This window comes from Kitasatospora sp. NPDC087315 (genome assembly GCF_044744345.1).
Lineage (GTDB): Bacteria > Actinomycetota > Actinomycetes > Streptomycetales > Streptomycetaceae > Kitasatospora.
Genome location: NZ_JBIUYD010000016.1, coordinates 175,137 through 198,990 on the forward strand (window position 1 = coordinate 175,137; position 23,854 = coordinate 198,990).

General features: G+C 74.9%; 26 protein-coding genes, 1 tRNA gene and 2 pseudogenes. 13 read left to right on the top strand and 16 right to left on the bottom strand.

The window, feature by feature from the left end:
* Window positions 1–32: 32 nt before the first annotated feature.
* The 3 genes from ACIO5D_RS23625 to ACIO5D_RS23635 are packed head-to-tail and all read right to left on the bottom strand — an operon-like array spanning window position 33 to window position 3,627.
* Window positions 33–2,117 (bottom strand): xanthine dehydrogenase family protein molybdopterin-binding subunit, encoded by a 2,085-nt coding sequence (locus ACIO5D_RS23625; protein WP_400762914.1) that lies wholly within the window; start codon window positions 2,115–2,117, stop codon window positions 33–35.
* A complete protein-coding gene (locus ACIO5D_RS23630; RefSeq protein ID WP_400797538.1) occupies window positions 2,114–3,109 on the bottom strand; it encodes an FAD binding domain-containing protein in 996 nt (331 codons plus the stop codon). The genes ACIO5D_RS23625 and ACIO5D_RS23630 overlap by 4 nt, the downstream gene beginning before the upstream one ends.
* Window positions 3,106–3,627 carry a (2Fe-2S)-binding protein gene (locus ACIO5D_RS23635; protein ID WP_400652542.1) on the bottom strand — a complete coding sequence of 174 codons (522 nt, stop codon included), beginning with the start codon at window positions 3,625–3,627 and terminating at the stop codon, window positions 3,106–3,108. The genes ACIO5D_RS23630 and ACIO5D_RS23635 overlap by 4 nt, the downstream gene beginning before the upstream one ends.
* Before the next feature lie 163 nt (window positions 3,628–3,790).
* Here ACIO5D_RS23635 and ACIO5D_RS23640 point away from each other — a divergent pair.
* Window positions 3,791–3,864 (top strand) — tRNA-Met (locus ACIO5D_RS23640).
* 115 nt (window positions 3,865–3,979) lie between these two features.
* Here ACIO5D_RS23640 and ACIO5D_RS23645 read toward each other — a convergent pair.
* The 3 genes from ACIO5D_RS23645 to ACIO5D_RS23655 form a co-directional block, all read right to left on the bottom strand.
* On the bottom strand, window positions 3,980–5,173 hold the full coding sequence (locus ACIO5D_RS23645) for a hypothetical protein (protein ID WP_363606082.1): 1,194 nt from the start codon (window positions 5,171–5,173) through the stop codon (window positions 3,980–3,982).
* Between the two features lie 41 nt (window positions 5,174–5,214).
* A complete protein-coding gene (locus ACIO5D_RS23650) occupies window positions 5,215–5,745 on the bottom strand; it encodes a SigE family RNA polymerase sigma factor (RefSeq protein WP_363606083.1) in 531 nt (176 codons plus the stop codon).
* 77 nt (window positions 5,746–5,822) lie between these two features.
* Window positions 5,823–6,413: an isochorismatase family protein gene (locus ACIO5D_RS23655; RefSeq protein WP_400762919.1), complete on the bottom strand. Its 591-nt coding sequence runs from the start codon at window positions 6,411–6,413 to the stop codon at window positions 5,823–5,825.
* 247 nt (window positions 6,414–6,660) lie between these two features.
* On the opposite strand from ACIO5D_RS23655, the gene ACIO5D_RS23660 reads away from it, so the two are divergent.
* The 5 genes from ACIO5D_RS23660 to ACIO5D_RS23680 all read left to right on the top strand — a co-directional run bounded on the left by ACIO5D_RS23660 (window position 6,661) and on the right by ACIO5D_RS23680 (window position 11,878).
* Window positions 6,661–8,082: an FAD-dependent oxidoreductase gene (locus tag ACIO5D_RS23660; protein ID WP_400797541.1), complete on the top strand. Its 1,422-nt coding sequence runs from the start codon at window positions 6,661–6,663 to the stop codon at window positions 8,080–8,082.
* Between the two features lie 306 nt (window positions 8,083–8,388).
* Window positions 8,389–9,642, top strand: coding sequence for an LAETG motif-containing sortase-dependent surface protein (locus tag ACIO5D_RS23665; RefSeq protein ID WP_400797544.1), 1,254 nt, complete (start codon window positions 8,389–8,391; stop codon window positions 9,640–9,642).
* A 135-nt stretch (window positions 9,643–9,777) separates the two neighbouring features.
* Window positions 9,778–10,476, top strand: a complete 699-nt coding sequence (locus tag ACIO5D_RS23670; protein WP_400652556.1) for a histone deacetylase — start codon at window positions 9,778–9,780, stop codon at window positions 10,474–10,476.
* Window positions 10,477–10,612: 136 nt separating this feature from the next.
* Entirely contained in the window at window positions 10,613–11,329 is a 717-nt protein-coding gene (locus ACIO5D_RS23675) for a hypothetical protein (RefSeq protein ID WP_400797547.1), read from the top strand.
* A 219-nt stretch (window positions 11,330–11,548) separates the two neighbouring features.
* The gene (locus tag ACIO5D_RS23680; RefSeq protein ID WP_400797549.1) at window positions 11,549–11,878 is read left to right on the top strand and encodes a hypothetical protein; all 330 of its coding nucleotides are present in this window, start codon (window positions 11,549–11,551) and stop codon (window positions 11,876–11,878) included.
* A gap of 76 nt (window positions 11,879–11,954) precedes the next feature.
* Here the strand turns inward: ACIO5D_RS23680 and ACIO5D_RS23685 are convergent, their stop codons facing one another.
* The gene (locus tag ACIO5D_RS23685; RefSeq protein ID WP_363606089.1) at window positions 11,955–12,506 is read right to left on the bottom strand and encodes a hypothetical protein; all 552 of its coding nucleotides are present in this window, start codon (window positions 12,504–12,506) and stop codon (window positions 11,955–11,957) included.
* A gap of 164 nt (window positions 12,507–12,670) precedes the next feature.
* On the opposite strand from ACIO5D_RS23685, the gene ACIO5D_RS23690 reads away from it, so the two are divergent.
* On the top strand, window positions 12,671–13,513 hold the full coding sequence (locus tag ACIO5D_RS23690) for an isocitrate lyase/phosphoenolpyruvate mutase family protein (protein ID WP_400797552.1): 843 nt from the start codon (window positions 12,671–12,673) through the stop codon (window positions 13,511–13,513).
* A gap of 74 nt (window positions 13,514–13,587) precedes the next feature.
* Here ACIO5D_RS23690 and ACIO5D_RS23695 read toward each other — a convergent pair whose 3' ends face one another.
* From ACIO5D_RS23695 to ACIO5D_RS23705, 3 genes are all read right to left on the bottom strand, one after another.
* The gene (locus tag ACIO5D_RS23695; protein WP_363606093.1) at window positions 13,588–14,301 is read right to left on the bottom strand and encodes a chitinase; all 714 of its coding nucleotides are present in this window, start codon (window positions 14,299–14,301) and stop codon (window positions 13,588–13,590) included.
* Window positions 14,302–14,660: 359 nt separating this feature from the next.
* Window positions 14,661–14,852: a hypothetical protein gene (locus tag ACIO5D_RS23700; protein WP_363606095.1), complete on the bottom strand. Its 192-nt coding sequence runs from the start codon at window positions 14,850–14,852 to the stop codon at window positions 14,661–14,663.
* A 314-nt stretch (window positions 14,853–15,166) separates the two neighbouring features.
* Window positions 15,167–15,595: a VOC family protein gene (locus ACIO5D_RS23705; RefSeq protein WP_400652563.1), complete on the bottom strand. Its 429-nt coding sequence runs from the start codon at window positions 15,593–15,595 to the stop codon at window positions 15,167–15,169.
* A 126-nt stretch (window positions 15,596–15,721) separates the two neighbouring features.
* Here ACIO5D_RS23705 and ACIO5D_RS23710 point away from each other — a divergent pair, with 126 nt between their 5' ends.
* The 4 genes from ACIO5D_RS23710 (at window position 15,722) to ACIO5D_RS23725 (ending at window position 19,018) form a co-directional block, all read left to right on the top strand.
* Window positions 15,722–16,555 carry a helix-turn-helix domain-containing protein gene (locus ACIO5D_RS23710; protein WP_400797554.1) on the top strand — a complete coding sequence of 278 codons (834 nt, stop codon included), beginning with the start codon at window positions 15,722–15,724 and terminating at the stop codon, window positions 16,553–16,555.
* A 362-nt stretch (window positions 16,556–16,917) separates the two neighbouring features.
* The gene (locus ACIO5D_RS23715; protein WP_400797557.1) at window positions 16,918–18,144 is read left to right on the top strand and encodes a macrolide family glycosyltransferase; all 1,227 of its coding nucleotides are present in this window, start codon (window positions 16,918–16,920) and stop codon (window positions 18,142–18,144) included.
* A gap of 269 nt (window positions 18,145–18,413) precedes the next feature.
* Window positions 18,414–18,788: a hypothetical protein gene (locus tag ACIO5D_RS23720; protein WP_400797559.1), complete on the top strand. Its 375-nt coding sequence runs from the start codon at window positions 18,414–18,416 to the stop codon at window positions 18,786–18,788.
* A gap of 5 nt (window positions 18,789–18,793) precedes the next feature.
* Window positions 18,794–19,018, top strand: coding sequence for a hypothetical protein (locus ACIO5D_RS23725; RefSeq protein ID WP_400652755.1), 225 nt, complete (start codon window positions 18,794–18,796; stop codon window positions 19,016–19,018).
* A gap of 286 nt (window positions 19,019–19,304) precedes the next feature.
* Here ACIO5D_RS23725 and ACIO5D_RS23730 read toward each other — a convergent pair.
* Together ACIO5D_RS23730 and ACIO5D_RS23735 are read right to left on the bottom strand one after the other, a co-directional pair.
* Window positions 19,305–19,418 (bottom strand): annotated as a pseudogene (locus tag ACIO5D_RS23730) (Scr1 family TA system antitoxin-like transcriptional regulator); the annotation flags it as partial.
* On the bottom strand, window positions 19,415–19,558 hold the full coding sequence (locus tag ACIO5D_RS23735; protein ID WP_400797608.1) for a hypothetical protein: 144 nt from the start codon (window positions 19,556–19,558) through the stop codon (window positions 19,415–19,417). The pseudogene ACIO5D_RS23730 and the gene ACIO5D_RS23735, both read right to left, overlap by 4 nt.
* A 230-nt stretch (window positions 19,559–19,788) precedes the next feature.
* Here ACIO5D_RS23735 and ACIO5D_RS23740 point away from each other — a divergent pair.
* Together ACIO5D_RS23740 and ACIO5D_RS23745 are read left to right on the top strand one after the other, a co-directional pair.
* Window positions 19,789–20,016: pseudogene (locus ACIO5D_RS23740) on the top strand (NUDIX domain-containing protein); the annotation flags it as partial.
* A gap of 384 nt (window positions 20,017–20,400) precedes the next feature.
* On the top strand, window positions 20,401–20,943 hold the full coding sequence (locus ACIO5D_RS23745; protein WP_400652574.1) for an MOSC domain-containing protein: 543 nt from the start codon (window positions 20,401–20,403) through the stop codon (window positions 20,941–20,943).
* A gap of 153 nt (window positions 20,944–21,096) precedes the next feature.
* Here the strand turns inward: ACIO5D_RS23745 and ACIO5D_RS23750 are convergent, their stop codons facing one another.
* The 4 genes from ACIO5D_RS23750 to ACIO5D_RS23765 form a co-directional block, all read right to left on the bottom strand.
* The gene (locus ACIO5D_RS23750) at window positions 21,097–21,468 is read right to left on the bottom strand and encodes a hypothetical protein (protein WP_363606106.1); all 372 of its coding nucleotides are present in this window, start codon (window positions 21,466–21,468) and stop codon (window positions 21,097–21,099) included.
* Between the two features lie 396 nt (window positions 21,469–21,864).
* Window positions 21,865–22,068, bottom strand: a complete 204-nt coding sequence (locus tag ACIO5D_RS23755; RefSeq protein WP_042388274.1) for a cold-shock protein — start codon at window positions 22,066–22,068, stop codon at window positions 21,865–21,867.
* Window positions 22,069–22,372: 304 nt separating this feature from the next.
* Window positions 22,373–22,738, bottom strand: coding sequence for a hypothetical protein (locus ACIO5D_RS23760; protein ID WP_363606108.1), 366 nt, complete (start codon window positions 22,736–22,738; stop codon window positions 22,373–22,375).
* 109 nt (window positions 22,739–22,847) lie between these two features.
* Complete coding sequence (locus tag ACIO5D_RS23765; protein ID WP_363606110.1) at window positions 22,848–23,744, bottom strand: neutral zinc metallopeptidase; 897 nt, start codon at window positions 23,742–23,744, stop codon at window positions 22,848–22,850.
* Window positions 23,745–23,854 lie beyond the last annotated feature (110 nt).

The following is a 23,854-nucleotide window of genomic DNA, read 5'->3' on the forward strand; positions in this document are numbered from 1 at the left end:
CCGTGCGGGCCGGCCCCGGTCATCTGACTCGGCTAGCCCGGCAGGTGCGGGAGCAGAAGCTCGGGGCGTACCGGCAGTGTCCTGATCCGGACGCCGGTGGCGTGGTGGACGGCGTTCGCCACGGCGGCGGCGGTGCCGACGATTCCGATCTCGCCGATTCCCTTGGATCCCATGGGGTTCAGCCGGGTGTCCCGTTCCTCGACCCAGTACGCCTCGACCACGGGCACGTCGGCGTTGACGGCCACATGGTACGAGGCGAGGTCGCGTTCCGCGTGGTCGCCGAACTCCGGGTCCATGGTGCTGTGTTCGAGCAGGGCCATCGAGATCCCCATGATCATTCCGCCGGTGAGCTGCGAGCGGGCGGTGCGCTCGTTGAGGATCCGGCCGGCCGCGAACACCCCGAGCAGCCGGCGCACCCGCACCTCCCCGGTGTCCGCGTCCACCGCCACCTGTGCGAACTGCGCGCCGAACGCGTGCCGTGCGAACTCGCTGCCGGCCCGGACGGCTTCGGTGGTGTCCGCCCGGAACCGCACGCCCCCGGCGGGCAGCGGCCCCGGGCCCCGGGCGGCCAGCGCGCGGCGCAGTCCGGCGCACGCCTCGTGGACGGCCCATCCCCAGGAGGAGGTGCCCGAGGAGCCGCCCGCCACGGAGGCTCGCGGCAGGTCGCTGCGCCCGATGTCGACGGACACCCGTGCGACGGGGGCGTCGAGGGCCTCGGCGGCGATCTGGGCGAGGACGGTGCGGGCGCCGGTGCCGATGTCGGTGGCGTTGGTGCGCAGCAGGTAGCCGCCGTCGGGGAGGGCGACGGCCTCGGCGGTGGAGGGGAAGACCAGGACGGGGAAGGTCGAGGCGGCGACTCCGGTGCCGAGGAGCCATCGTCCGTCCTGGCGGGGGCCGTGGGCGCGCAGGCGCGGCCAGTCGAAGCGGCGGGCGCCTTCGCGCAGGCATTCGACCAGGTGGCGGCTGCTGAAGGGGCGGTCGCTGTCGGGTTCGAGGGCGGGTTCGTTGCGGATGCGCAGGTCGACCGGGTCCGTGCCGCAGGCCTCGGCGAGTTCGTCGATGGCGCTTTCCAGGGCGAACATGCCCGGTGCTTCGCCGGGTGCGCGCATCCAGGAGGGGGTCGGGACGTCCTGGCGTACGACCCGGTGGGTGGTGCGGCTGTGCGGGGAGGTGTACATGATGCGGGCGGGGACGGCGGCCTGTTCGACGAACTCCTGGACTGTGGAGGAGCGGGTGGTCACTTCGTGGGCGAGGGCGGTGAGTTCGCCGTGGTCGGTGGCGCCGAGGCGGATCCGGTGCAGGGTGGGTGCGCGGTGTCCGGTGAGGGCGGTGAGGTGGGCGCGGGGCAGTGCGAGGCGGACCGGCCGGCCGGTGTGGCGGGCGGCCATGGCGGCCAGGACCACGTGCGGGCGGGTGGTGCCTTTGCTGCCGAAGCCGCCGCCGACGTGTTCGCTGGTCACCAGGACGTCCGCGGGGGTGAGGCCGAAGAGTGCGGCGAGCGTCTCCTGGACGGTGGTGGTGCCCTGGCTGGAGTCGTGGACGGTCAGCCGTCCGTCCGTCCAGTGGGCGGTGGCGGTGTGCGGTTCCATCGGGTGGTTGTGCAGGGGGCCGACGCGGTAGGTGCGGTCGATCCGTACGGGTGCCTGCCGGTAGGCGGTGTCGAAGTCGCCGCGTTCGCGGACGGCGGGGTCGCCGCCGTTGGCGGTCTCGGGGGTGTAGAGGCCCGGGTGGTCCTCGGTCAGGACGACGTCGTGCGGTTCGGCGGTGTAGGTGATCTCGATGGCGGCGGCGCCGGCGCGGGCGTCCTGCGGGGTCTCGGCGACGACCAGGGCGGCGACCTGGCCGCGGTGCGCGATCCGCGGGGACTGGAGGACGAGCAGGGTGGGGTCGCCGTCTTCGGGGAGGGCGAGTGCGGGGGCGTTGCGGTGGGTGAGGACGGCGAGGACGCCGGGTGTCGCGAGCGCGGCCTCGGTGCGGAGGGCGGTGATGTCGCCGCGGGCGACGGTGGCCGGTACCGGCCAGGCGTGTGCCAGTGCCCGGGGGTGGTGGTCGCCGGCGTAGCGGGCGGTGCCGGTGACCTTCTCCCAGGCCTCCAGGCGGGTGGCGGCGGTGCTCATCGGTCCTCCTGTTCCCGGGCGAGGCGGGTCAGTTCGCGTACGGCGAGGCGCCGGGCCAGCGGTACTTTGAACGCGTTGTCGGGCAGCGGGCGGGCGGGGGCGAGTTCGGCGTCCACGGCCTGGGCGAACTCGGCGGCGGTGGCGGGCCGGCCGCGGAGCGCGGCCTCGGCGGTCAGGGCCCGCCACGGTTTGGGGGCCAGGCCGCCGAAGGCGAGCCGGACCGTTTCGACCCGTCCGTCGCGCAGTGCCAGCAGGACGGCGAGCGAGGTGGTCGCGAAGGCGAAGGAGGCGCGGTCGCGGACCTTGCGGTAGGCCGAGCGGGCGCCGGCGGGCGGTGGCGGCAGTTCGACGGCGGTGATCAGTTCGGCGGGTGCCAGTTCGGTGTCGCGTTCGGGGGTGTCGCCGGGCAGGCGGTGGAGGGCGGTGAGCGGCAGTGTGCGGTCGCCGTCCGGGCCGGTGAGGTGGACGACGGCGTCCAGCAGGGCGAGGGCCACCGCGAGGTCGGAGGGGTGGGTGGCCACGCAGTGCTCGGAGGTGCCCAGGACCGCGAGGTCCCGGTGGACGCCGGTGCGGGCGGGGCAGCCGGAGCCCGGCCGCCGTTTGTTGCAGGGTTTGGTGATGTCCTGGAAGTAGAGGCAGCGGGTGCGCTGGAGCAGGTTGCCTCCGGTGGTGGCCATGTTGCGCAGCTGGCCGCTGGCGCCGGCGAGCAGGGCCTGGGCGAGCGCCAGGTAGCGGTCGCGGACCAGGGGGTGGGCGGCGAGGTCGGTGTTGCGGACGGTCGCGCCGATCCGCAGGCCGCCCCGGGGTGTCTCCTCGGTCCGGTCGAGCGGGAGGCGGGCGATGTCCACCAGGCGGGCGGGCCGTTCGACGCCGAGTTTCATCAGGTCGACGAGGTTGGTGCCGCCGGCCAGGGCCCGGGTGCCCGGGTCGGCGGCCAGCAGCGCGACGGCGGAGGCCACGTCCGTCGCCCTGGTGTAGCCGAGGGGCCTCATGCGTGGGCCTGCGGGGCGGTCCGGGCGGCCAGTACGCGCTGTACGGCGCGGATGATTCCGGGGTAGGCGCCGCAGCGGCAGATGTTGCCGCTGAGCAGGTCGCGGATCGTCGCCTCGTCGGCCGGGTCGGCCCCGGCGGTGGTCTCCGCCGGCAGGCCGGCGGCCGAGCAGAGCTGGCCGGGGGTGCAGAAGCCGCACTGGAGGGCGTCCTCCTCGACGAACGCCCGTTGCAGGGGGTGTGGCCCGTCGGGGCCGGCCAGGCCTTCGACGGTGGTGACGGCGGCGCCGTCCTGTGCGACGGCCAGCAGCAGGCAGCTGTTGACCCGGCGTTCTTCGAGCAGCACGGTGCAGGCGCCGCACTGGCCGTGGTCGCAGCCCTTCTTGGCGCCGGTGAGGCCGAGTTGTTCACGCAGCACGTCCAGCAGGGTGGAGCGGTGGTCCACGGTCGGGGTGTGCGTGCGGCCGTTGACCGTCAGGGTGATGGCGCTGCTGGTCGGCGCGGTGTCGGTGGCGTTCATGCGCCCAGGCATTCCACCCGTGGGCGGGGCGGACGCCCGTGGGCCGGCAGGACCACCGGTTCGCCGCAGCCGCCCGGTTTGCCGGTTTCCCGGTCTTCGTGGGCGTGTGGTCCGGATCCCGTTAGGTAATGCGCGGCGTGTGCCGTACTGTCGTGGTTACCGACGCGGGGTGGAGCAGCTCGGTAGCTCGCTGGGCTCATAACCCAGAGGTCGCAGGTTCAAATCCTGTCCCCGCTACGAAACGACGGGCCCGGCGCACACAGTGTGCCGGGCCCGTCGCTGTTCGTCCGTGCGAGCGCTCCGCGGGGGCCGGTGGTCCGTCATCGGGTGCCCGGCCCCCGGTGGGGAGGTGTCAGCCGCGCCAGGTCGGGGAGGCCGTCAGGGTGACCAGTTGGTCCATGGTCAGCACCTCGCGTCCGGGCAGCGGCGGGACGTCCGGCCAGACGCCGGGGGCGGTCTGAACGGCGCTCACCCGGGTGCCGTCCGGGTGGAGGGCCTCGACGGCCCAGGAGAGCACCGGGCCGTTCTCGTCCGAGTCCGCCCGTACCTCGCGGCGGACCACCGAGGTCCCGTCAGCGGTGCGGACGCGGGAGTTCGGATCGACGCTCGACTCGAAGGCCTCCCGGGTGATGACGGCGCCGCGCTGCGCGGTGAGTCCGAGGTGGGCCTGGCGGTCCCGGCCGGCCAGCGTCAGATCCGACTGGCCGTCGCCGAACCGGCCTTCGGGGACGGTGGCCGTCACGCCTTGGGGCAGCAGGGCGACGGCGGTCTCGGCGATCCTGGCCGCCGGGAGGCCGGAGAAGGCGGTCTTGGGGTACTTCGGGGCGACCAGTGCGCCGAACACCGGGTCCCAGTCGCCGCTGGTGACGATCGCGACCATCTGCGGCACGGTGATGGAGATGTCCGTCGCGGTGGCCGTCTGTCCGGGAGCGCCGGCGACGGCGTCCAGGCGGATGCGGCGTCCGTCCGGTCCGGTGGCGAGGACGGTCCGGGTGCGGTCCGCCGACCCCGGCCGCCCGGTGGCCGACTGCACCAGGACGATCGTCCCGTCGGGGCGGACCGTGCGCTCGCACTCGCCCGGCTGGTCCCCCGTCATGCACTCGGTGCCCTCGGTGCTCGCGTCGACCGGCAGGGCCACCCGTTCGGTGGTCAGGCTGAGCCGGGTGGGGCCGTGGCCGTCGTCGAACACGAAGACCACCTGGGGGCCGGCTTGTGGCGGCTGGACCTCCCCCAGGCCCGCGCCGTGGGCGTCGGACACCGTCCCGGGCGGCAGCAGCGTGCGGACGGTCCGTTCCATGAAGGCGCCGGTGATCGGCTGCTCGCCGGCCGGAGCGACGCCGCCGCCACCACCGCCCGGGAGCACGGCGGCGGCGGTCAGTGCGAGCAGGACCATCCCCGTGGACACGGCCAGCACGGCGGCGCGCCGGCGCCGGCGGATCACCCGGCCACGGGCGGCGGCACCGGCGGCGAACGCGGCCAGGTGCGGCCGAGGGGCCAGCTCGGCCGCCCCGCGCAGGGCGTTGGCGAGATCGTCCTCGTACGGCATGGTGCGGCTCTCCTCGGGCTGGGGTCCGGACGGGTTCGGCGTCACTTCGTGGCCAGTTCTGCGAGTTCGGTGCCGAGTACGGAGCGCAGCCGCTCCAGTGCCCGTCCGCTGCGGGTGCGGACCGCGCCCGCCCGCAGTTTCAGGGCCGCCGCCGTCTCCTCCACGCTGCGGTCCTCCCAGAACCGGAGCACCAGCACCGCCCGGTCCTGGGGCGGGAGTTGGGCGAGCGCGCGGAGCAGCGTCAGCCGCAGGAGCGGGTCGGCGTCGCTGACCGGCGTCTCGGAGAACGTGTCGGTGACGTGCTCGCCGCTGCTCCGGCGCCGCTTGTGCGTGAGGAAGGTGTTGACCAGGGTGGTCTGCGCGTAGCCGGCCGGGTTCGCCAGCCGCGAGACGGTGCGCCACCTGGCGAACATCCGGCCCAGCGTCTCCTGGGCCAGGTCCTCCGCCAGATGGGCGTCGCCGCCGGTGAGCAGGAACGCCGTTCTCACCAGGTGTGGACCGCGCCCGGCGGCGAACTCCAGGAAGTCCGCCGGCCGGTCGGGGGCCGGGTCGTGCTCCGTCGTGTGCCTCATGCCCTTCCAACGCGGTGGCGGTGCGATCGCGTCACAGCCCGCCCATGGACGGCGGGATGACCGCGGTGCGGGCGGGCTCAGCCGAGGACGACGGGTTCGCCGCTCAGCACGACGCCCGCCCGGCGCAGTTCGGTGATCGCGCGGTCGGTGCTGTCGGCGGCGATCCCGGCCGTGTAGTCGAGCAGGACGTGGACGGCGAAGCCGGCCCGTACGCCGTCCAGCGCGGTGGCCTTCACACAGTTGTCGGTGGCGATGCCGACGACGTCGACCTTGCCGACGCCCCGCGCGCGCAGCCAGTCCGCCAGGGACGTGCCGTCTTCGGCCGCGCCCTCGAAGCCGCTCTTGGAGGCGGAGTGCGCCCCCTTGTAGAAGACCTCGTCGACGGCCTCGGGGACGACGGGCGCGAAGTCCGGGTGGAAGGCGCTTCCCTCGCTGCCGGCCACGCAGTGCGCGGGGAAGGAGTTCTGGAAGTCCGGGTGGTCGGAGAAGTGGCTGCCCGGGTCGATGTGGTGGTCGCGGGTCGCGACGACGTGCGCGTACCGGTGGCCGGCCGAGCGCCGGACCAGGCGGGCGATGGCGGCGGCCCGGTCCGCGCCTCCCCCGACCGGGACGCTTCCCCCCTCGCAGAAGTCCTTCTGCACATCGACGACGATCAGTGCGCGGCTCACGGTAGGGCCTTTCTTTCGTGGGAACCCTTCGCCCCATCCGTGCCCCCGCCGCCGCGGGCGGGCGCACGACGGCCCGCTCATTCACCCGGCCGACCGCTCCGGTGCGGGGCGGCCGGGGCGGGTGCGACGATGGAGGCGACGGCGCCCGTCGATCCGACCCGTCCGTACCCGGCCCTCCGCATCCGGCCGCCCGCCTGCCGCGCCCGCGCGGGCGCGGCGTTCACGGCCGCGGCGGGAGGAGGAGGCCATGACAGCTCTCCCGTGCCCGCCCCGGGCCCAGGGGGCGCCGTGCCTGCGGGTGGCGGTGGTCGGCTCGGGTCCGGCCGGCCTCTACACGGCCGAGGCGCTGGTCCAGCAGGCCGCGTACGTCGCGGTGGACGTGCTGGAGCGGCTGCCCACCCCCTACGGGCTGGTGCGCTACGGCGTCGCCCCCGACCACCCGTCGATCAGGTCGATCGCGGACTACCTGCGGCGGGTGCTCGAACACCCGCGGGTGCGGTTCCTCGGCGGCCTGCGCCTGGGCGGGGAGGTGACCCGCGAGATGCTGCTCTCCTGCTACGACGCGGTGGTGTACGCGACCGGCGCGGCCCGGGACCGGACGCTGGGGGTGCCCGGCGAGGACCTGCCGGGCAGTGCCGCGGCCGCCGACTTCGTCCGCTGGTACTGCGGGCATCCGGACGTCGACCCGGCGATGTTCGGCCTCGGCGCCCGGGCGGTCGCGGTGATCGGGGCCGGCAACGTGGCTCTCGACGTGGCGCGGGTGCTGGCCCGCCCGGCCGCCGACTTCGGCGCCACCGACGTGCCGGAGCCGGTGCTCGCGGCCCTGGCGGCCAGCCGGGTCGAGGAGGTGCACGTCATCAGCCGCCGCGGGCCCGCCCAGGCCCGCTTCACCACCAGGGAGCTGCGCGAGCTCGGCGAGCTGCCGGGCGTCGACGTCACCGTCGAGGCGGCGCGCGGCGAACTCGACGGGGACGCCCCGGCCGGGGACGCCGGCGGCCCCGCGGCGCCGGACCGCCGGGTGCGGGGCAACCTGGCCGTGCTCGCGGACTGGGCCGGCCGGGAGCGGCGGGGCGGGCCCCGGCGGGTGTCGGTGCGGTTCTGGCGCCGGCCGGTGGAGATCCTCGGCACCGGCCGGGTGAGCGCGCTGCGCCTGGAGCGGACCGTGCCGGCGGAGCCGGGCCTGGCCGTCGGTACCGGCGTGTACGAGGTGCTCCCCGTGCAGCTGGTCCTGCGTTCGGTCGGCTACCGGTCCGTCCCGCTGGCCGGGGTGCCCTTCGACGCGCGGCGCGCCGTGGTGCCCAACGCCGAGGGGCGGGTGCTGGACGCCGACGGCCGGCCGCGGCCGGGCGAGTACGTCGTCGGCTGGCTCAAGCGCGGGCCCTTTGGGGTGATCGGGACCAACAGGGCCGACGCCGCGCAGACGGTCCGCGCCCTGCTCGCCGACCGGGCCCCGGGCGCGGTGCCGGCGCACCGGCCGGATCCGGCCGCGCCGCCGCTGGCCGACCAGCTGGCCGCCCGCGGCGTGCGTCCGGTGACCTACGCCGAGTGGCTCGGCATCGACGAGAGCGAGCACCGGAGCGCGGCCGTCCTCGGCCGGGGCGACCGGGTGAAGCTGAGCGGCTGGGAGGCCCTGAACACCGCGAGCGGCCACCGGCCGCCGGCCCGCTGAACCGCCCGCCGCGGCACTCCCCCGGGCTCCGGCGGGCTCCCCCGGGCTCCGGCGGGGACGGGCGGGGACGGGCGGACGGCGGCCGGAAAAAATTTATGGAACCCGCCTGCAACCCCGGACGGGGTCACACGTCTCCATAGGTGAGAGGCGGGAAACCGCCCCGGAGAACACGAGCGGGCGGGAAGCCCCCGCGAGTACGACCAGCACCACGTGGCCGGAGGCAGTTTCGGCCCGCGGTACCCAATCCACCGGCAGCGCGCGTCGCTTCCGACGCATGCCCGCAGCCAGCACCCGAAGGGTCGTTCCATGTCCGTCGTCACCCGTGTCCGCCGCTCGCGCCGCACCGCCACCGCCGCCGCCACCCTCGGGGTCGCGCTGGTCTGCGGGACGGTCCTGCTGCCGGCACCCGCCGCCTCCGCGCAGACGCCGCCGCAGGCCTCGCTCACCGTCCAGGCCCCGGCCTCGGTCGGCTTCGCCGGACAGCCCGTCGAGTTCACCGAGACGATCGCCAACCCGGGCACCGAGACCACCCGGTACGGCCTGGCACTGGACACCACCAGCGAGCTCGGGACGCCCGGCGGCGCGATCACCATCGACTACCAGGACCCGGCCGACGGCGTCTGGAAGTCCTTCCCCCTGAAGTACACCGCCACGGACGAGCACGTCTCGCACCAGGGCACGCTGCCCGCCGGCCTCACCGTCCCCGCCGGCGGCACCACCACGCTGAAGCTGCGCATCGGCGCCCCGATGGGCCGGCCCCACGAGGGCATGAGCAACGGCGGGCTGCGGTCCATGGAGCTGCGTTCCGCCGTGTCCGCGCTCGACGGCTCCGGGACCGCGCTGGCCCAGGAGACCAGGACGATCGGGGTCGACTCGGTCTCCACCTCACTCACCCACGTGCCCGCCACCGCCGTCGCCGGCGGCGCCCCCGTCGAGTTCGACGCCGTCCTGACGAACCCGACCCTCTCCGACTACATCAACGTCGGCAACGTCCTGTTCACCGACGAGCACGCCACCGTGCAGGTCCGCAGGGCCGACGGGTCCTGGGCGACGCTGCCGGCCGTGCCCACGGGCGACCCCGGGGACCGGCCCGGGGTGTACCTGGAGGGCCGTGACTCCGGCATCCGCACCGGCACCACCACGACCACCCGCGTCCGGGTGTCCTTCGGCGCCGGCACCCCGACGGGCACCACCGAGCTGAGCCCCTGTGTCTTCGTCAACGAGCCCGCGGCCTTGCCGTTCCGAGGGACGACGATGTGCGCCGCGGGCACCACCGTCCGGATCACCGCGCCGACCCCGACCCCGACCCCGACCGCCACGGCCACCACCGTGCCGACCACCACGGCCCCGTCCACCACCGCGGCGGCCACCACGGTCCCGAGCACCCCGGCCGTCGTCCCGGCCGTGGCCCCGGGCCCGGGCACCCCGGGCGGCGCGTCCACCGGCCGGCTCGCCGAGACCGGGTCGGAGCAGGCTCCCGCCCTTCTCGCCGGCGCCGCCTCCCTGCTGGCCGCCGGTGCGGGTGCGCTCTGGCTGGCCCGGCGCCGGCGCGGCGCGTGAACGGGCGGCACGGCCGCGCCGGAGCACCGATCACGCGTGCGGCCCGGCCCCCGGCACCGGCACCGGCTCCCGGAAGACCGCCGGCCGCGCGGTGACCGTGGCCCGCCCGGGGGCCGCTGGATACCGTCGTGCGCCATGGACGACACACGACGGACCCTCGGCCGGCCGGCCGGCCCGACGGGTCCGGCCGCGGGAGCCGGGGCCCGCGGCCGGGTCTGGTACGCCGCCTACGGCTCGAACATGCACGCCGGCCGGCTGGCCTGCTACCTGCGCGGCGGCCGGCCCGCGGGCGGCGCCCGGACGTATCCCGGGTGCCGGGACACCCGGCCGCCCGAACGGACGGCTCCGGTGCTGCTGCCCGGGCTGCTGTACTTCGCCCTGGAGTCGCTCGTGTGGACCGGCGGGATGGCCTTCTACGACCCCGACGGGCCCGGCCGGATGCCCGCCCGCGCCTATCTGGTCACCACCGGGCAGCTCAGTGACATCGCCGCCCAGGAGATGCGCCGGGAGCCGGGCGCCGACCTCGACCTGGCACCCGTGCTCGGCACCGGCCGCGACCGGTTCGGCCCCGGCCGGTACGAGACGCTCGTGTGCCCCGGCACCCTCGGCGGCCTGCCCGTCCTGACCCTCACCGCGCCGTGGCGGCTGGACGGCGCCGACCTCAGCCCGCCCTCCCCCGCCTACCTCCGCCACCTCGCCGCCGGCCTCGCCGAGGCCCACGGCTGGAGCCCGCGACGGGCCGCCGGCTACCTGGCCACCCGCCCCGGCGCCGCCGGGCACTGGACCCCGGCCGGCGTCCTCGCGGCCCTGGAGGAGGCCGCGCGCAACCCCTGACCACGGCCCCCGCGGCCGGGAGGAGCCGTGCCCCTGAACCGGAACGGCCGTGCCGGTCCCGGTTTCCCCGGCCCGGGGGCCGGGTCCTACACTGTCAGGCTCCGCACCGCCTGACACCCCGTTGGAGAACGACCCGGTGACCACCCTTGCCGAGAGCCAGGGCATCGATCTGCCGCAGTTGTCGGACGCCCTGGTCCGCCTCGTGAACCTCGTCTTCGGCCCCGGCGCCGTCGCGTCGTTCCTCATCGCGGTGATCGCCGCCGGAACGTGCTACCAGTGGGGGCGCGGCACCTACCGGGCCACCCGGCGCACGGGCCGCACGGTACTGGCCGCGGCGCGCTTCAGCATCCGGCACGTGCGCCAAGTCCCCGTCCCCCGGCGGATCCTGGCTTCCTGCGCGAGCCTGGCGGTGCTCTGCCTCCAGGCCGCCTGGCTGTACACGACGCACGTGTTCGCCTGCGTCCTCGCCGCGAACTTCAGCGACGACGCGGGCGGCGGTTTCGACGAGATCGTCCGGTGGGAGGGCTGGAGCCCGTACTACACGCTGACGTGCGCCGCTCTCGCGCTGCTCGCCTACGTCCTCGTGCTCAGGAGCGACGGCGGCGCCGTGCCGCTGCTCGGTCTGCTGGCGGCTCTCGTGCCCGTGCTCTGCGCGGCTCCGGTCGTGCTCATCGCCGTCTTCGCCACGGTCGTCGCGGCCCTCGTCCAGCTCTTCGGTTCCGGCCATTCCTGGTCCGACGCCGGGTACTTCTGGCTGGTCGGCCTCGTTCTGCTCGCCTACGCGGCGACGGGCTACGCCGCGCTGACCGCCACCAGGCGCGCGGCCGCCGCCTGGCGCCGCCCCGGGCCGTGACCGGCCGCGGCCCGACGCCGTCCTCGAACTGCCGTACGGCGTACGCCACATCGGCCTCACCGTGCCCGCGCGGATCCGGCCCCGGGCGAAGGGCCCGGTGTCCCCCGGTCGGGTCGGGTTCGCGAAAACACGCATGAACGGCCGCCCGATGAGGGATGATCACAGCCGGGAGTCCGAACGGGCCCCCGAGGGGGTACGGGAAAGCGCGGGGGCACCAGGATGCGGGAGCCGGCAACACGCCAGCGTCTGTTGGAACACCTCGGCGAGCAGCTCGCCTGGTGGGGCGCGCCCGTTCCGGAGGATCCGGGTACGGGCGAACTCGCCGAACTGGCCCACGAGCTCGCCGCCTGGCGGGCCCGGCACAACGACGAGCGCATGCAGGCGGCGGCCGTCCTGCTGGAGAGCGCCGCACACCGTCTCGACGCCTGCGCGCGGCTCTTCGGCGCCGCCCACGTCCTGCAGCACTGGCACCTCTCCCACGCCCGCCGCGATCTCGGCCGCGCCCAGGCCTGCCTCCAGCAGCCGTCGGCCCTGCCCTCGTCCGGCTGACCACCTGACCGCCTGACCGCCTGACCGGTCGCGCACGCCAATGGGTGTGCCGCACGCGCAGGCGGGCGGGGCTGGTTCAGTCCGTGCTCAGCGGCACGTCGCTGAGGCGCTGCACACCGGCGAGTATCCGGGGCGCGGTGGTGTCCAGGCCGCCCGGCAGGATGACCAGGGGGCTGCCGAACCGCCGGGTCAGGGCGGCCGCCCGGGCCGCGGGCCGGGAGAAGGGCAGGACCGACGGCAGCGCGGGCAGTGTGACGCCCGGCCGGGCGACGAAGACCACGGCGGCCGGCCGCCGGCCGCCGCCGGGGCCCCAGCGGACCTCGCTCAGGTCCGGCCAGGGGACGGTGCGCCGGCCGTGGACGGTGACCCCTTCGGCATCCAGACGCACCAGGCAGCCCATGGCCCGCAGGCGACGGCGCACGGTCAGCACGAAGACCGCACCCCCCGCACCGAACGCGAGGGTGGCGCACCCCAGCGGGAAGGAGAGGCCGCTGGAGGGATCGAGCAGCAGCCGCAGGGAGAGCAGGACCGGGAAGGACAAGCCCAGCAGAACAGGGGCGAAGCCCCAGGGCCTGAGCCGGACTTCCAGCGGGGACAGGTCCTGGCGGTACGCGTCGGCGGAGGACATGCGGGCAGCGTACGCGGCGGCCGGGCACCGTCCCGCACCGGGTAAGGCGTCAACGGGCGTGGCCGGGAGTGGAGTTCGCCCTGGCGCGGGAGGACTCGCGGCGGGCCGGCGCCGGCGGACCGCCCGGGCGGCCGCGCGCCGTCCCGTTCTGGTGGAATGCCGGCATGACGACGCTTCGCGACAAGGCCCTGCTGTTCCGCTCGCTGCACGTCCCCGGCCGGCCCCTGGTGCTGCCCAACGCCTGGGACGTCGCCTCCGCGCGGATCGTGGCGCAGGCCGGCGCCGCCGCGGTCGCCACCACCAGTGCGGGCGTCGCGTGGGCCCTGGGCCACGGCGACGGCGACCGCCTGGACCGGGACCTGGGCCTCGGCCTGGTCGCCCGGGTCGCCGCCGCGGTCGACGTTCCCGTGACGGCCGATGTCGAGAGCGGCTACGCGTCCGCCCCCGCCGGGGTGGCCGAGACCGTGCGCGGTGTCCTCGCCGCCGGAGCCGTCGGCATCAACCTGGAGGACTCGCTCCGCTCGGGCCCCGACCCGCTGCGCCCCGTCCGGGAGCAGTGCGAGCGGATCGCGGCGGCCCGCGGCGCCGCGGACGGCGCCGGTGTGCCGCTGTTCGTCAACGCCCGGATCGACACCCACCGTCTGCCGGGCGGTGACCCCTCGGTGTGGCGGAGGGAGACCCTGGCCAGGGCGGAGGCCTACGTGGCGGCCGGCGCCGACGGGGTGTTCGTGCTCGGCACGCCGGACGCGGCGGCCGTCACGGCGCTCACGGAGGCGGTGCCCGTTCCGGTGAACGTCCTGGCCGGCCCCGGGGGTTGGGCCGTGTCCGCGCTCGCGGCGCTGGGCGTCGCCCGCGTCAGCGCCGGGTCCTCGATCGCGGAGGCGGCGTACGGGCTGGTCGCGCGCGCCGCCCGGGAGCTGCTCACCGACGGCACCTGCCGGGCCCTGGAGGGCGGGCTCGCCTACGGCGAGCTCAACGCGCTGCTGCTGGCGGAGCCCCGCCGCTGACCCGCGGTCGGGACCGGGGCCGGCGGCGGGCAGCGGGCGGTACGGGCGGTGCGGAGGAGAGGGGCGCGGCCCGGTCAGCAGGACAGGTTGCCGCCGGCGTCGGTGCCGAGGACGCCGGCGAAGTTCTGGTAGAGGTTGATGCGGTCCTGGCGCTCGCCGGGGTTGTTGCCGTTGCACTCCAGGGCGCCGTTGATGCTGCGGATCGTCTCGCCGAAGCCCCTGTTGTTGACCATCGCGTCGTGCGGGGTCATCGTGCCGGCGCCCTTCTGGGTGTTCCAGAACCACAGGCCGGTCTTCCAGGAGACGGCGGCGTCCCTCTCCACCAGGTACGGGTTGTTCAGCAGGTCGATGTGCAGGGCGTCGCCGGCGGCCTTGTAGTTGTAGTTCCAGCTCAGCTGCAGCGGGCCGCGCCCGTAGTAGGCGCTCTGCCCGGCCGGGCAGCCGTACGGCTGCGAAGTGTCGCAGTAGTGCGGGTAGTTGGCGGTGTTCTGCTCGACGATGTACTTCAGGCCGCCGGTCTCGTGGCTCACGTTGGCGAGGAAGGCCGCCGCCTCGCGCTTGCGGACCGTGTCGCCGCCGGTGGCGGCGAAGCCGGGGTAGGCGCTCAGCGCGTCGGTCAGGCCCTGGTAGGTGTAGAAGGAATTGCGGTTCGGGAACATCTGGTTGAACTGGGCCTGGCTGACCACGAATGTGCCGGCGGCGGCCGAGGCGGCCGTCGGGGCGGCCAGGGCCAGCGCACCCGTGACGGCGGCCGAGGTCATGGCGGCAAGGACGCGGAATGCGGACATCTTCACTCCTCCGGCGGCGCGGACGTGCCGCGTGGGTTCACCTGACGGACGCTCCGGTGATTCGGGGGCGAAACACCGGGGCAATCGTCGCGCGGATTTCCCGGGTGCCGGGGAAGTCTGAGCGAAACCACTCTTTCGCTGAAGGACCGGTCGCCGGGTTGACGACGGGTCGGGGCGTGCGCGGGCTCCCGCCACCCGGCCGCCGCCCGGCGGCAGGTGCGGATCGCGGCGCCGGTGGAACCGCGGCCGCCGGGGCCGCCGGGGCCGGAACCGGAGGTCCGCGGGGACGGCTGCCCTGCAGGAGCAGCGGTCGGCGGGGCGGCGGGGGGTGCGGTGGGGGGTGCGGCCGGGGCGGGTGGTCAGCCCCAGATCATGTCGCCGGGCGGGAGCGGCGTGGCGGTCGGGGCCGGGGTCGGCACGGCGGTGGTGGCGGTGGTGGTGGCGGGCCGGTCCGGGGCTGCCTCGGCGGCGGCGAGGGCGGGGACCAGGCCGGCGAGGGCGAGGGCGAGGGTGGTGACCGCGGCGGCCCTGGCGATGGTGGTACGGAACACGGTGGTATCCCCTTCGGATGCGACGTGGCGGTGGATTCCGGTGCTCGCGTCCCGCGGTGACGCTTCGTCCGGTGTGCCTCCCGGGCGGTGCTCCCTGGTGGCGAGTACCAGCTTCGTCGCGGCTCCGGCCCTCCGGAAGGGTTCTCCGGTGGACGGAAACGTCCCCGGACCGTTCCGGCCAGGACCGGCGCGGGCCGCCGCCCGGCGAAGGGGTGCGCGTGGGCACGGCGGGCCGGTCCGGGGCGTCACCCGGCTTCCGGGGGACGGGGGTCCGGGCCCCCGCACACCGGCGGCGTGCGGGGGCGCACCGGTCCTCAGTCGCCCTGGGCGGTGGGGCGGTGGTGGACGTACTCGACCTCCGTGCCGTCGGGGTGGCGGGCGTTGAAGCCGGCACCGGTGGGGACCTTCTGGAGCGGGAAGGTGATCTGCGCGCCCTCGGCGACGAGCCGGTCGTAGTACGGCTGCACGTCGTCCACCAGCAGCGTGCCGGCCGTGGCGCGGAAGGGCCGCAGGTCCTCCTCCGTGCCCGAGATGAGGAGGAACGCGCCGACGGTGGCCAGCCGCAGGGGGCCGAAGGAGAACCTGGCGTCCGTCTCGGTGCCCTGGAGCCGCTCGTAGAAGGCGATGCCCTCGTCGAGGCCGTCGGGCCGCAGGAAGACCCGGACGAGGACGCGGGGTTCGGTCAGGTGGGAGGAGTCGTTGCGCCGCCGCCACACCAGGGGTGTCTGCTGTTCTGCTGTCATGCCGTCAGCCTCGCGCGCCCCGCCCGGCCGGGGCAGGCCACCGTTCATGGGGTGAGCCCTGCTCATAGGAACAGCCCCGGCCCCCGCAGGAGCGGCCTCGTAGGAGCGGCCTCGTAGGATCGGGGCATGGACGTGTCGCTGCGCCGTGAGCTCGGTGCCCATCTGCGGGCCGCGCGGGCGCAGGTGGGCCCGCAGGACGTCGGCCTCGGCAGCGGCGGCCGGCGCCGTGCCCCGGGGCTGCGGCGCGAGGAGGTCGCCGCGCTGGCCGGCGTCAGCGTCGCCTGGTACACGTGGCTGGAGCAGGGGCGTGTGGCCACGTCGCGGCAGGTCATCGACGCGGTCTGCCGGGCGCTGCGGATGGACCCGGACGCCCACCGGCACGCCCTGGCGCTGGCCGGGTTCCTGCCCGCTCCCCCGCTGGCCGGGCGGCCGGAACGGGCCGGGGCCGGGCCGCAGACGCTGGCGCTCGTCGGCAGCTGGCACGCCACCCCGACGCTGGTCATGGACGAGCGGTTCGACATCCTGGCGGGCAACGCGGCCCACCGCCGCCTGTGGGGCGATCCCGGCGAGCTCCCCGACGAGCGGCGCAACCTGCTGCTGCAACTCGCCGCCGGGCCCGGCGGCCGCTACCGGATCGCCGACCGGGAACCGCTGCTGCGCGGCCTGTACGAGCAGTTCCGCACCGCCGTCGGCCACGTCCCGGACGACCCCAGGGCCTCGGAGATCGTCCGGCTCCTCCACCGGGAGCGGCCCGACGCCGCGCACTGGTGGCAGTGCCGCACGGTCGCCGACTTCCGGCCCACCACGGTCGAGGTGACGGACACCGGGGACGCCGCGCACGTGCTGCGGCTGACGTTCTCCCTGCTGCGCCCGGTGGCCGAGCCCGGGGTGCTGCTGCTCGCCCAGACGGCGGCCGACACCGCCACCGGCGAACTGCTCGCCCGGCCCCCGGACCACTAGCCCGCGCGTTTCGGCCGGGCTCCGCCAAGCCGGGTTGACGGCGTTGGCGGTGTTCTGCTGTGCGGGTGTGGTCGCGGGGCATGCCGAGGGCCCGGCGTGGTGGCCGCCGGTGGCGGCCGCGGGCTCCGCGGACGGGGAACGCGACGCGGAAAAGCGGATGCGCCGGGAAACCGGCCGGGCTAGGGTTCCGGGCCATGTGGCTTTTCTTCCAGATCTACGGCTGACGCCGGGCGGGGCAGTGCCCCGATCCCGTGCCGCGCACCCGCGCGCCCTCCCGCGACAGGCTCGGCCGGCGGGACGGTTTCACGCGGCGCTGCGCCAATTCCCTTTCGCCGCAGACCCGAAGTGGAGTTCGATCTTCCATGACCCGTCGCCGTGCCCATATCGCGATGGTCGGCATCCCGGCCGTCAGCCACGTCCTTCCGAGCCTTGAGATCATCCGCGAGCTGGTGGCTCGCGGGCACCGGGTGACGTACGCCAACGACTCGGCGGTGGCCGACCTGATCTCGGCCACCGGCGCCGAGTTCGTGCCGTACCGCTCAAGCCTGCCGGTCGACGACAACGCCTGGCCCGAGGACCCCATCGGCGCGATGGACGCCTTCCTCGACGACGCCGTCCAGGCGCTCCCGCAACTGCGCGCCGCCTACGACGACGATCGCCCGGACCTCTACCTGTACGACATCGGCGGCTACGTCGCACGCGTCCTCGCGGAGTCACAGGGCAGGCCGATCGTCCAGCTGTCCCCGACCTATGTGGCCTGGGACGGCCACAAGCAGGAAGTCGAAGCACAGCTGTGGCAACTGCCGGGCGCGGAGGCCTTCCTGGCGAAGGGCGCGCGCTGGCTCGCCGAGAACGGGGCGGCCACCACGGACGCGGCCGACTTCCTGGGCCGCCCCGCGCGGGTGCTGGCGACGGTTCCACGGGCCATGCAGCCGAACGCGGACCGGGTCGACACCGAGGTGGTGACCTTCGTCGGCCCCTGCTTCGCCGGGCGGGCGGGGGAAAGCCGCTGGGAGCGTCCGGCCGGCGCGGAGAAGGTGCTGCTGGTCTCGCTGGGGTCCTCGTTCACACGCCGGCCGGAGTTCTACCGCCAGTGCCTGGCGGCCTACGGGGACCTGCCCGGCTGGCACGTCGTCCTCCAGATCGGCAAGTACACCGGTCCGAGGGAACTGGGAAAGATCCCGGCCAACGTCGAGGTGCACTCCTGGGTGCCTCAACTGGCGGTGCTGGAACAGGCGGACGCGTTCGTCACCCATGCGGGCATGGGCGGCAGCAGCGAGGGCCTGTACACCGGCGTGCCGATGATCGCCGTCCCACAGGCCGTCGACCAGTTCACCAACGCCGACCGGCTGGTGGAACTGGGCGTGGCCCGCCGGATCGACACAGCGGAGGCGACGGGGGAAACGCTGCTGGCAGCGCTGACGGAGCTCGTCGCGGATCCGGAGGTGGCCCGCCGCCTGGCGCAGCTGCGTGCGCAGACGCGAGCCGAGGGCGGTACGCGGCGGGCGGCCGATCTCATCGAGGAGGAGTTGAGCCTCGCGGAGGCCGCCGGGCAGGCGGCGAACGGCGCGGAGGCCGCCGCCCGCTGAGGCGGGTCCGACCGGGGATTGCCGCCGGCCCGGCTTCGAGCGCCGCTCGAGGCCGGGCCGGCGGCCGCGAGCGGACGGTCCGGCCGTCACGAAGGCGGAGATACTCCTCCGGAATGTGCGAGGGCGCGGGGATCATGAGGCCGGGGGGGAATGGTCCGGTGCGTCCAAGTGCTGCCGTGCCGGCCGTCGCCGTTGGGGCAGTACTGGGCCTGTCGGCCTGTTCGCACCATTGGCCCGCGCAGGCCGCGGGCAGCACGCCCCCCGCTGCGGTGCCCCTGCAGGACCGGCTGCGCGAAGGTCTGCCGACAGCCGGCCAGCTCCCCTCCGAATTCCAGTTGCTGACAGACGAGACCGACTCCGCCACGGCCGGCACACCGGCCTCCGGCGCCCCGATCGCGTCGGTGCCGTGCCCGGGACTCTCGCCCGGCCACTTCCTGACGGCCCGCGCCCGGCCCCTGGAGGACGTGGCGGTGGGGCTGGAGAAGCCTTCCGCCGACGCGGACGGCTTCGGCTGGTTCGGCCAGGAGTCGCTCGACCGCTACGCGCCCGGCCAGGCCGCCGCCGTCCTGGCCGCCATCCGAAGCACCGCGCAGCGCTGCGCCTCCTGCACGGACACGCTCCCCGTCGGGGTTCCCCGACGGTGAACGCCGTGTCCACGGCAGAAGCCGGCGTTCCGGCGGATGACGGCCTGGTGCTCCGGATCACCTCGGCCTTCCCCGACAACCCGGAACCCTTCATCACCGAGACGGCCTTCGTCCGCGAGGGCGACGTGATCCTCGCGGTGCACAAGGTGGTGACGCAGAAGCCTTTGTCCGGCGTGGAGGCCGTCCTCCCGGCTGCCCTGGCGGCGTACCGGGCGGCTGCCACCGGCTGACGCGCACGCCGAGAGGAACCCGGGTCGCGCACGCCGAGAGGAAGGAACCCGGGTCGCGCAGCCGGGCCACACGACCCGGCTGCGCCGCTGCAACCGATCGCATGAACACCCAGGCGCCGTCGAGCGTTGCTGTGCGACAGTGAACGGGAAGCCGGCTGGTTCGACTGTCTGTGCCGGGGGCGGGGCTTCGGGGCTGCCGGCGTCCGACAGCCGGACGCTCCTCGGCAGGCCGGTAGGGCGCGATCTGAATGATGACGTGCGATCTCTCGGTCGACTCCTCAAGGCGGCCGAGCTGTTCGGCCATGACCGCGGGCCCTCCGATCGGCCGGCGAAGAACTCCTTCATCCAGGACGACATGGACGGGTGTCGGATCAGCCGGCTTCCGCTGTCGCGTCGTCAGGAACCTGAGCCGATCCTCCGCCTGTTCCGGGGCGGCTTCACCGCGCCGGACTCGTGAGCAGTGGCGTAGCCGAGGTGCTGGAGGATGCCCGGCGCCATGTCCGTCTCGGACAGCCTGACGTAGACGGCTTCGCGTTCCATGGGGATGTGCTCCGCGAACCCTGCGATGAATGCCCCGTTCTTCCGGCTCCACCAGAGCAGCTCGCCGCGCGGAACCGGGCCTCCCGTCTGCACCCCGCCGCGCTGGCCGAACGCGCGGCCTCGTGACCCGTGCGGCGGCGCCCCCGCCCGCCGCACCGCGCCGCCAGACCCCGCTCCGCCGCCAACTCGCGTTGCCGGAGCCTGACATGCCCTCACGCAGGAGTGCGGCCATGCGGTCCCGCACGTCCGGTGGCACCCGTATCCTGCGCGGCCCGCCCGGCCGCCGACCGGGATGCCTCGTCCTCGTCACCGACGAGGACGACCGTGTGCTCCTGGTGGACCCGGACCACAAGGACGGCCTGTTCCTCCCCGGCGGCAGCGCCGACCCCGACGAACCGCCCCACGGGGCCGCCGCACGCCGCCTGCGCGTCGAGACCGGGCTCGGCCGTCCCGTCACCCGCCTGCTGACGGCCGGCTTCGTGCCCGCGGACGTCTGTCCCGGGGGCCTGGGCCTGGTCTTCGACGGCGGCACCCTCACCCGCCGGCAGGCGGCCCGGGTCGCCGTCCCGCCCGTCCGCGGAAGCGGGCCGCGCGGACACCGGCGGGTCGGCCCCGGCGACCCGCACGCGGTCCTGCGCCCCGACCGGAACCGGAGGGCGCGGGCGGCGCTGGGCACCAGGCTGTCCAGCCGGGCCTCCCCCGTCCTGGTCAACGGCCGCCCGGCCGGACGACAGCCCCGCCTCCCGCCGCCCGGACACCTCGACCGAACACGGGCGCTGTGCCCCGGGAACCGCAGGCTAGGCTCTTGGCGGACCACCGCTGCCGAAGAGGGGGTTCGCGGGATGAGCGGGACGGTAACGGCCGTCAGCAGCAGCGGCGAGTACTCGTTCACCAAACCCAACCGGGCCGGCATCACGCTGCTCGCGGGGCTCGGTGTGGAGGGGGACGTGCACGCCGGCGTCACGGTCAGGCACCGCTCGCGGGTCGCGCAGGACCCCACCCGGCCGAACCTGCGTCAGGTCCACCTCATGCACGAGGAGCTCTTCACCGAAGTCGGCGAGGAGGGATTCGACGTGGCGCCCGGCGAACTCGGCGAGAACATCACCACCAGGGGCGTCGACCTGCTCGGCCTGCCCGTCGGGGCGCTGCTGCGCATCGGCGACGAGGCGGTCGTGGAGGTCACCGGTCTGCGCAGTCCCTGCCTGCAGATCGACAAGTTCCGGGACGGGCTGCTGAAGAAGGTCGTCGGCCGTGACGAGGCCGGGAATATCGTGCGTAAGGCCGGGATCATGGGCGTCGTCCGGGCGGGCGGCGTGGTGCGTCCCGGCGACGCGGTCACGGTGGAGCTCCCGGACGGGCCGCACCGGCCCCTCGACCGGGTCTGAGCCCTTCCCCCGGGCAGGCCGTCAGGCCGGGGCGGTGGGCGCGTCACCGGTCCGGGGCCCGTGGTGCTCCCGTCCTGGCGGACCGCTCCTGCGCCCCGTCCCGGTGACGGGGCGCAGGGGCAGGGGCAGGGGCAGGGGCAGGGCGGTCGCCGGTCACTGGTCGGAGTAGCTGAGGTCCCCCACGCTCCAGCTGCTGACGTCCTTGATCGCGATGCGGTACATGCCGCCGGTGTGGGGCAGGCCGTAGCTGCCCTGAAGGATCTTGGCGACGTGCAGGTGCAGATGGGTCGCCGGCCCGGTGGTGGCCGAGGAGGCGTCCGGGGGGTCGGTGAACAGCGCTGCGAAGGGTTTGAGGTGCTCGGAGGCTTCGAGGACTTCGGCGACCCGTTCGCGCCACACCGCCTCGGCGGCGAGCCTTCCGGTGATGACAGCGCCGGGGACGACCACGGTGACGGGCATCTGGTTGCTTCCGGTGGACTCCACCATGGTGGCGATATCGGTGAGCAGCTGATCCGGTTTGGACATGCCGCCAGGCTAACCGTCGCGGCCTGCGCCGGGCCAGGGGCGCCAAAGGGGTGTCGCCGGGACGCGGCGCCCGGACCGGGCCACGGGGTCGGGCCACGGGACCGGGCCACGGGACCGGACTGCGGGACCGGACTGCGGGACCGGGCCACGGGACCGGACTGCGGGACCGGACTGCGGGACCGGGCCACGGGACCGGGCCACGGGACCGGGCCACGGGACCGGACTGCGGGACCGGACTGCGGGACCGGACTGCGGGACCGGACTGCGGGACCGGACTGCGGGACCGGACTGCGGGACCGGACTGCGGGGTCGGCCGGGTATGCCGAAGGGCCCGTACCGCGCGATCGCGTGGTACGGGCCCCGTGCTGTCCGGCGAGAGCCGTGCAGCGGCAGGAACTACAGCGGGCGAATGTTCTCCGCCTGCGGGCCCTTCTGGCCCTGCGTGACGTCGAACTCGACCTTCTGGCCCTCGAGCAGCTCACGGAAGCCCTGGGCGTTGATGTTCGAGTAGTGGGCGAAGACGTCCGGGCCGCCACCCTCCTGCTCGATGAAGCCGAAGCCCTTCTCCGCGTTGAACCACTTCACAGTGCCATTAGCCATTAAAAATTCTCCTTCAAAGGGCATTCCGAAACCCGCACCTCGCAGGTCCCGTGTCGCCGCTATGATGACCCGCCCGGGGAAGAGCCGGGAAACAAAAATGCGCCTGCCGTTACAACCAGCAGGCGCACACAGAGTTCATGGGAACCAAAACTGCAACTAAGAACGACTGTAGCAGGCGGCAAAGCGAAACGGCGGATTTTCCGGGGCCTCTTTTTTCGGGGCGGGGCGCCCGGCCCCGGCCGCCCCCCGGCGGCGGGACCGGGTCGGGGGGCGGGCCGGGTGCCGGCCTGGCGGCGCGGGCCGGTCAGGGGCGGTCGAGGGTGATGGAGTTGATCGGGCCGAGGTCGGCGTGGACGCCGTTCTGGGCGGGGATGTCGTAGCCGCAGCCGGTGCCGTTGTAGCCGGTGCACAGGTGGGCGTGGGCGCCGCCGGACTGGTTGTTGAGGACCCAGTGGTTGCCGTGCTGGTTGCTGAGGTTGTGGGCGCCGTAGCTCCAGAAGACGTCCGTGGGGGTGGTGGCGGGCGAGTCCTGGGGGTAGACGCAGACGGCGCCGTGGGGGCAGTTCTCCCAGGAGCCGCCGTCGGCGGCCTGGGCGCCGGTGACGGTGAGGACGGTGATCGCGGCGGTCGCGAGGGCGAGCGCGGCGGCGGCGTGCAGGATCCTGCGCATGAGGGTCTCCCTTGCTGGTGACGACCGGCCTGGCCTGGCCGGTCGTCAGCAGCGTAGGAGCGCCGGGGCGGCCGCGGTCCCTGACGGATGACAGGGTGGGCGGCGTCGGTCAGCGCTGGGCGAAGGTGTCGCAGCGGGCCATGTCGCCGGTGCGGTAGCCGGTGGTGAACCAGGTCTTGCGCTGGTCGGAGGAGCCGTGGGTCCAGGTGTCGGGGTCGACGCGGCCGGTGGCCTGCTTCTGGATGCGGTCGTCGCCGACGGCGGCCGCGGCGTCGAGGCCCTGGGCGATGTCCTGGTCGGTGAGGGCGCTGATCAGGGGCCGGCCGGTGGAGGGCTGGGGGGTGGTGGTGGCGTGGTGGGCCCAGACGCCGGCGTAGCAGTCGGCCTGGAGTTCGAGTTTGACGGAGGCGCTGTTCTGGCCCTGGCGGTCGCCGCCGACCTTCTGGGTGGTGCCGGTGAGGTTCTGGATGTGGTGGCCGTACTCGTGGGCGATGACGTAGGCCTCGGCGAAGGGGCCGCCGCGGGCGCCGAAGCGGGTGGATAGCTCGTCGAAGAAGCCGAGGTCGACGTAGGCCTTGCGGTCGCCGGGGCAGTAGAAGGGGCCGACGGCGGAGGTGGCCGGGCCGCAGGCGGTGGAGACCCGGTCGGTGAACAGGACGGTCTCGGCGGGGCGGTAGGCGGTGCCGTGGCGGGGCAGTTCGGCGCGCCAGTAGTCCTGGAGGCTGTTGGTGACGGCGACGATGCGGCAGTCCTGGCGGCGGTTGGCGTCGGCGCCGCTCTTGCAGGTCTTCTGGACCTCGCCGGCGGTGCGGGGTCCCGCGGCGGAGCCGGAGCCGGAGGTGCCGTCGGTGAGGCCGAGGACGGCGGGGTCGACGCCGAGCAGGACGGCGAACAGGACCGCGATCAGGCCCACGGCGCCGCCGCCGATGGCGATCTTCCCGCCGGGGATTCCGCGCCGGTCGTCGACCTGTGAGGTGTCGAGGTCGCCCTGGTCGTCGAACTGCATCCTTGCCCATCCTCGCGCGACGGTCCGTCTGTCACCGCCCGGCCACGGTGGCCGGGGGCCCGTGCCCCCGGGCGCGGGTGCGGGTGCGCTGGTCAGGGGCGGTTCGCCCA

What these genes read in the sequence shown, in the direction of transcription:
- ACIO5D_RS23710 (WP_400797554.1), top strand. Translation starts at nt 15,722, where the DNA reads ATGGACGTGTCGCTGCGCCGTGAGCTCGGTGCCCATCTGCGGGCCGCG.
- ACIO5D_RS23650 (WP_363606083.1), bottom strand. Translation starts at nt 5,745, where the DNA reads ATGAGGCACACGACGGAGCACGACCCGGCCCCCGACCGGCCGGCGGAC.
- ACIO5D_RS23705 (WP_400652563.1), bottom strand. Translation starts at nt 15,595, where the DNA reads ATGACAGCAGAACAGCAGACACCCCTGGTGTGGCGGCGGCGCAACGAC.
- ACIO5D_RS23750 (WP_363606106.1), bottom strand. Translation starts at nt 21,468, where the DNA reads ATGTCCAAACCGGATCAGCTGCTCACCGATATCGCCACCATGGTGGAG.
- ACIO5D_RS23690 (WP_400797552.1), top strand. Translation starts at nt 12,671, where the DNA reads ATGACGACGCTTCGCGACAAGGCCCTGCTGTTCCGCTCGCTGCACGTC.
- ACIO5D_RS23630 (WP_400797538.1), bottom strand. Translation starts at nt 3,109, where the DNA reads ATGAGGCCCCTCGGCTACACCAGGGCGACGGACGTGGCCTCCGCCGTC.
- ACIO5D_RS23715 (WP_400797557.1), top strand. Translation starts at nt 16,918, where the DNA reads ATGACCCGTCGCCGTGCCCATATCGCGATGGTCGGCATCCCGGCCGTC.
- ACIO5D_RS23635 (WP_400652542.1), bottom strand. Translation starts at nt 3,627, where the DNA reads ATGAACGCCACCGACACCGCGCCGACCAGCAGCGCCATCACCCTGACG.
- ACIO5D_RS23665 (WP_400797544.1), top strand. Translation starts at nt 8,389, where the DNA reads ATGTCCGTCGTCACCCGTGTCCGCCGCTCGCGCCGCACCGCCACCGCC.
- ACIO5D_RS23670 (WP_400652556.1), top strand. Translation starts at nt 9,778, where the DNA reads ATGGACGACACACGACGGACCCTCGGCCGGCCGGCCGGCCCGACGGGT.
- ACIO5D_RS23745 (WP_400652574.1), top strand. Translation starts at nt 20,401, where the DNA reads ATGAGCGGGACGGTAACGGCCGTCAGCAGCAGCGGCGAGTACTCGTTC.
- ACIO5D_RS23680 (WP_400797549.1), top strand. Translation starts at nt 11,549, where the DNA reads ATGCGGGAGCCGGCAACACGCCAGCGTCTGTTGGAACACCTCGGCGAG.
- ACIO5D_RS23755 (WP_042388274.1), bottom strand. Translation starts at nt 22,068, where the DNA reads ATGGCTAATGGCACTGTGAAGTGGTTCAACGCGGAGAAGGGCTTCGGC.
- ACIO5D_RS23660 (WP_400797541.1), top strand. Translation starts at nt 6,661, where the DNA reads ATGACAGCTCTCCCGTGCCCGCCCCGGGCCCAGGGGGCGCCGTGCCTG.
- ACIO5D_RS23645 (WP_363606082.1), bottom strand. Translation starts at nt 5,173, where the DNA reads ATGCCGTACGAGGACGATCTCGCCAACGCCCTGCGCGGGGCGGCCGAG.
- ACIO5D_RS23695 (WP_363606093.1), bottom strand. Translation starts at nt 14,301, where the DNA reads ATGTCCGCATTCCGCGTCCTTGCCGCCATGACCTCGGCCGCCGTCACG.
- ACIO5D_RS23760 (WP_363606108.1), bottom strand. Translation starts at nt 22,738, where the DNA reads ATGCGCAGGATCCTGCACGCCGCCGCCGCGCTCGCCCTCGCGACCGCC.
- ACIO5D_RS23625 (WP_400762914.1), bottom strand. Translation starts at nt 2,117, where the DNA reads ATGAGCACCGCCGCCACCCGCCTGGAGGCCTGGGAGAAGGTCACCGGC.
- ACIO5D_RS23685 (WP_363606089.1), bottom strand. Translation starts at nt 12,506, where the DNA reads ATGTCCTCCGCCGACGCGTACCGCCAGGACCTGTCCCCGCTGGAAGTC.
- ACIO5D_RS23765 (WP_363606110.1), bottom strand. Translation starts at nt 23,744, where the DNA reads ATGCAGTTCGACGACCAGGGCGACCTCGACACCTCACAGGTCGACGAC.
- ACIO5D_RS23735 (WP_400797608.1), bottom strand. Translation starts at nt 19,558, where the DNA reads ATGGAACGCGAAGCCGTCTACGTCAGGCTGTCCGAGACGGACATGGCG.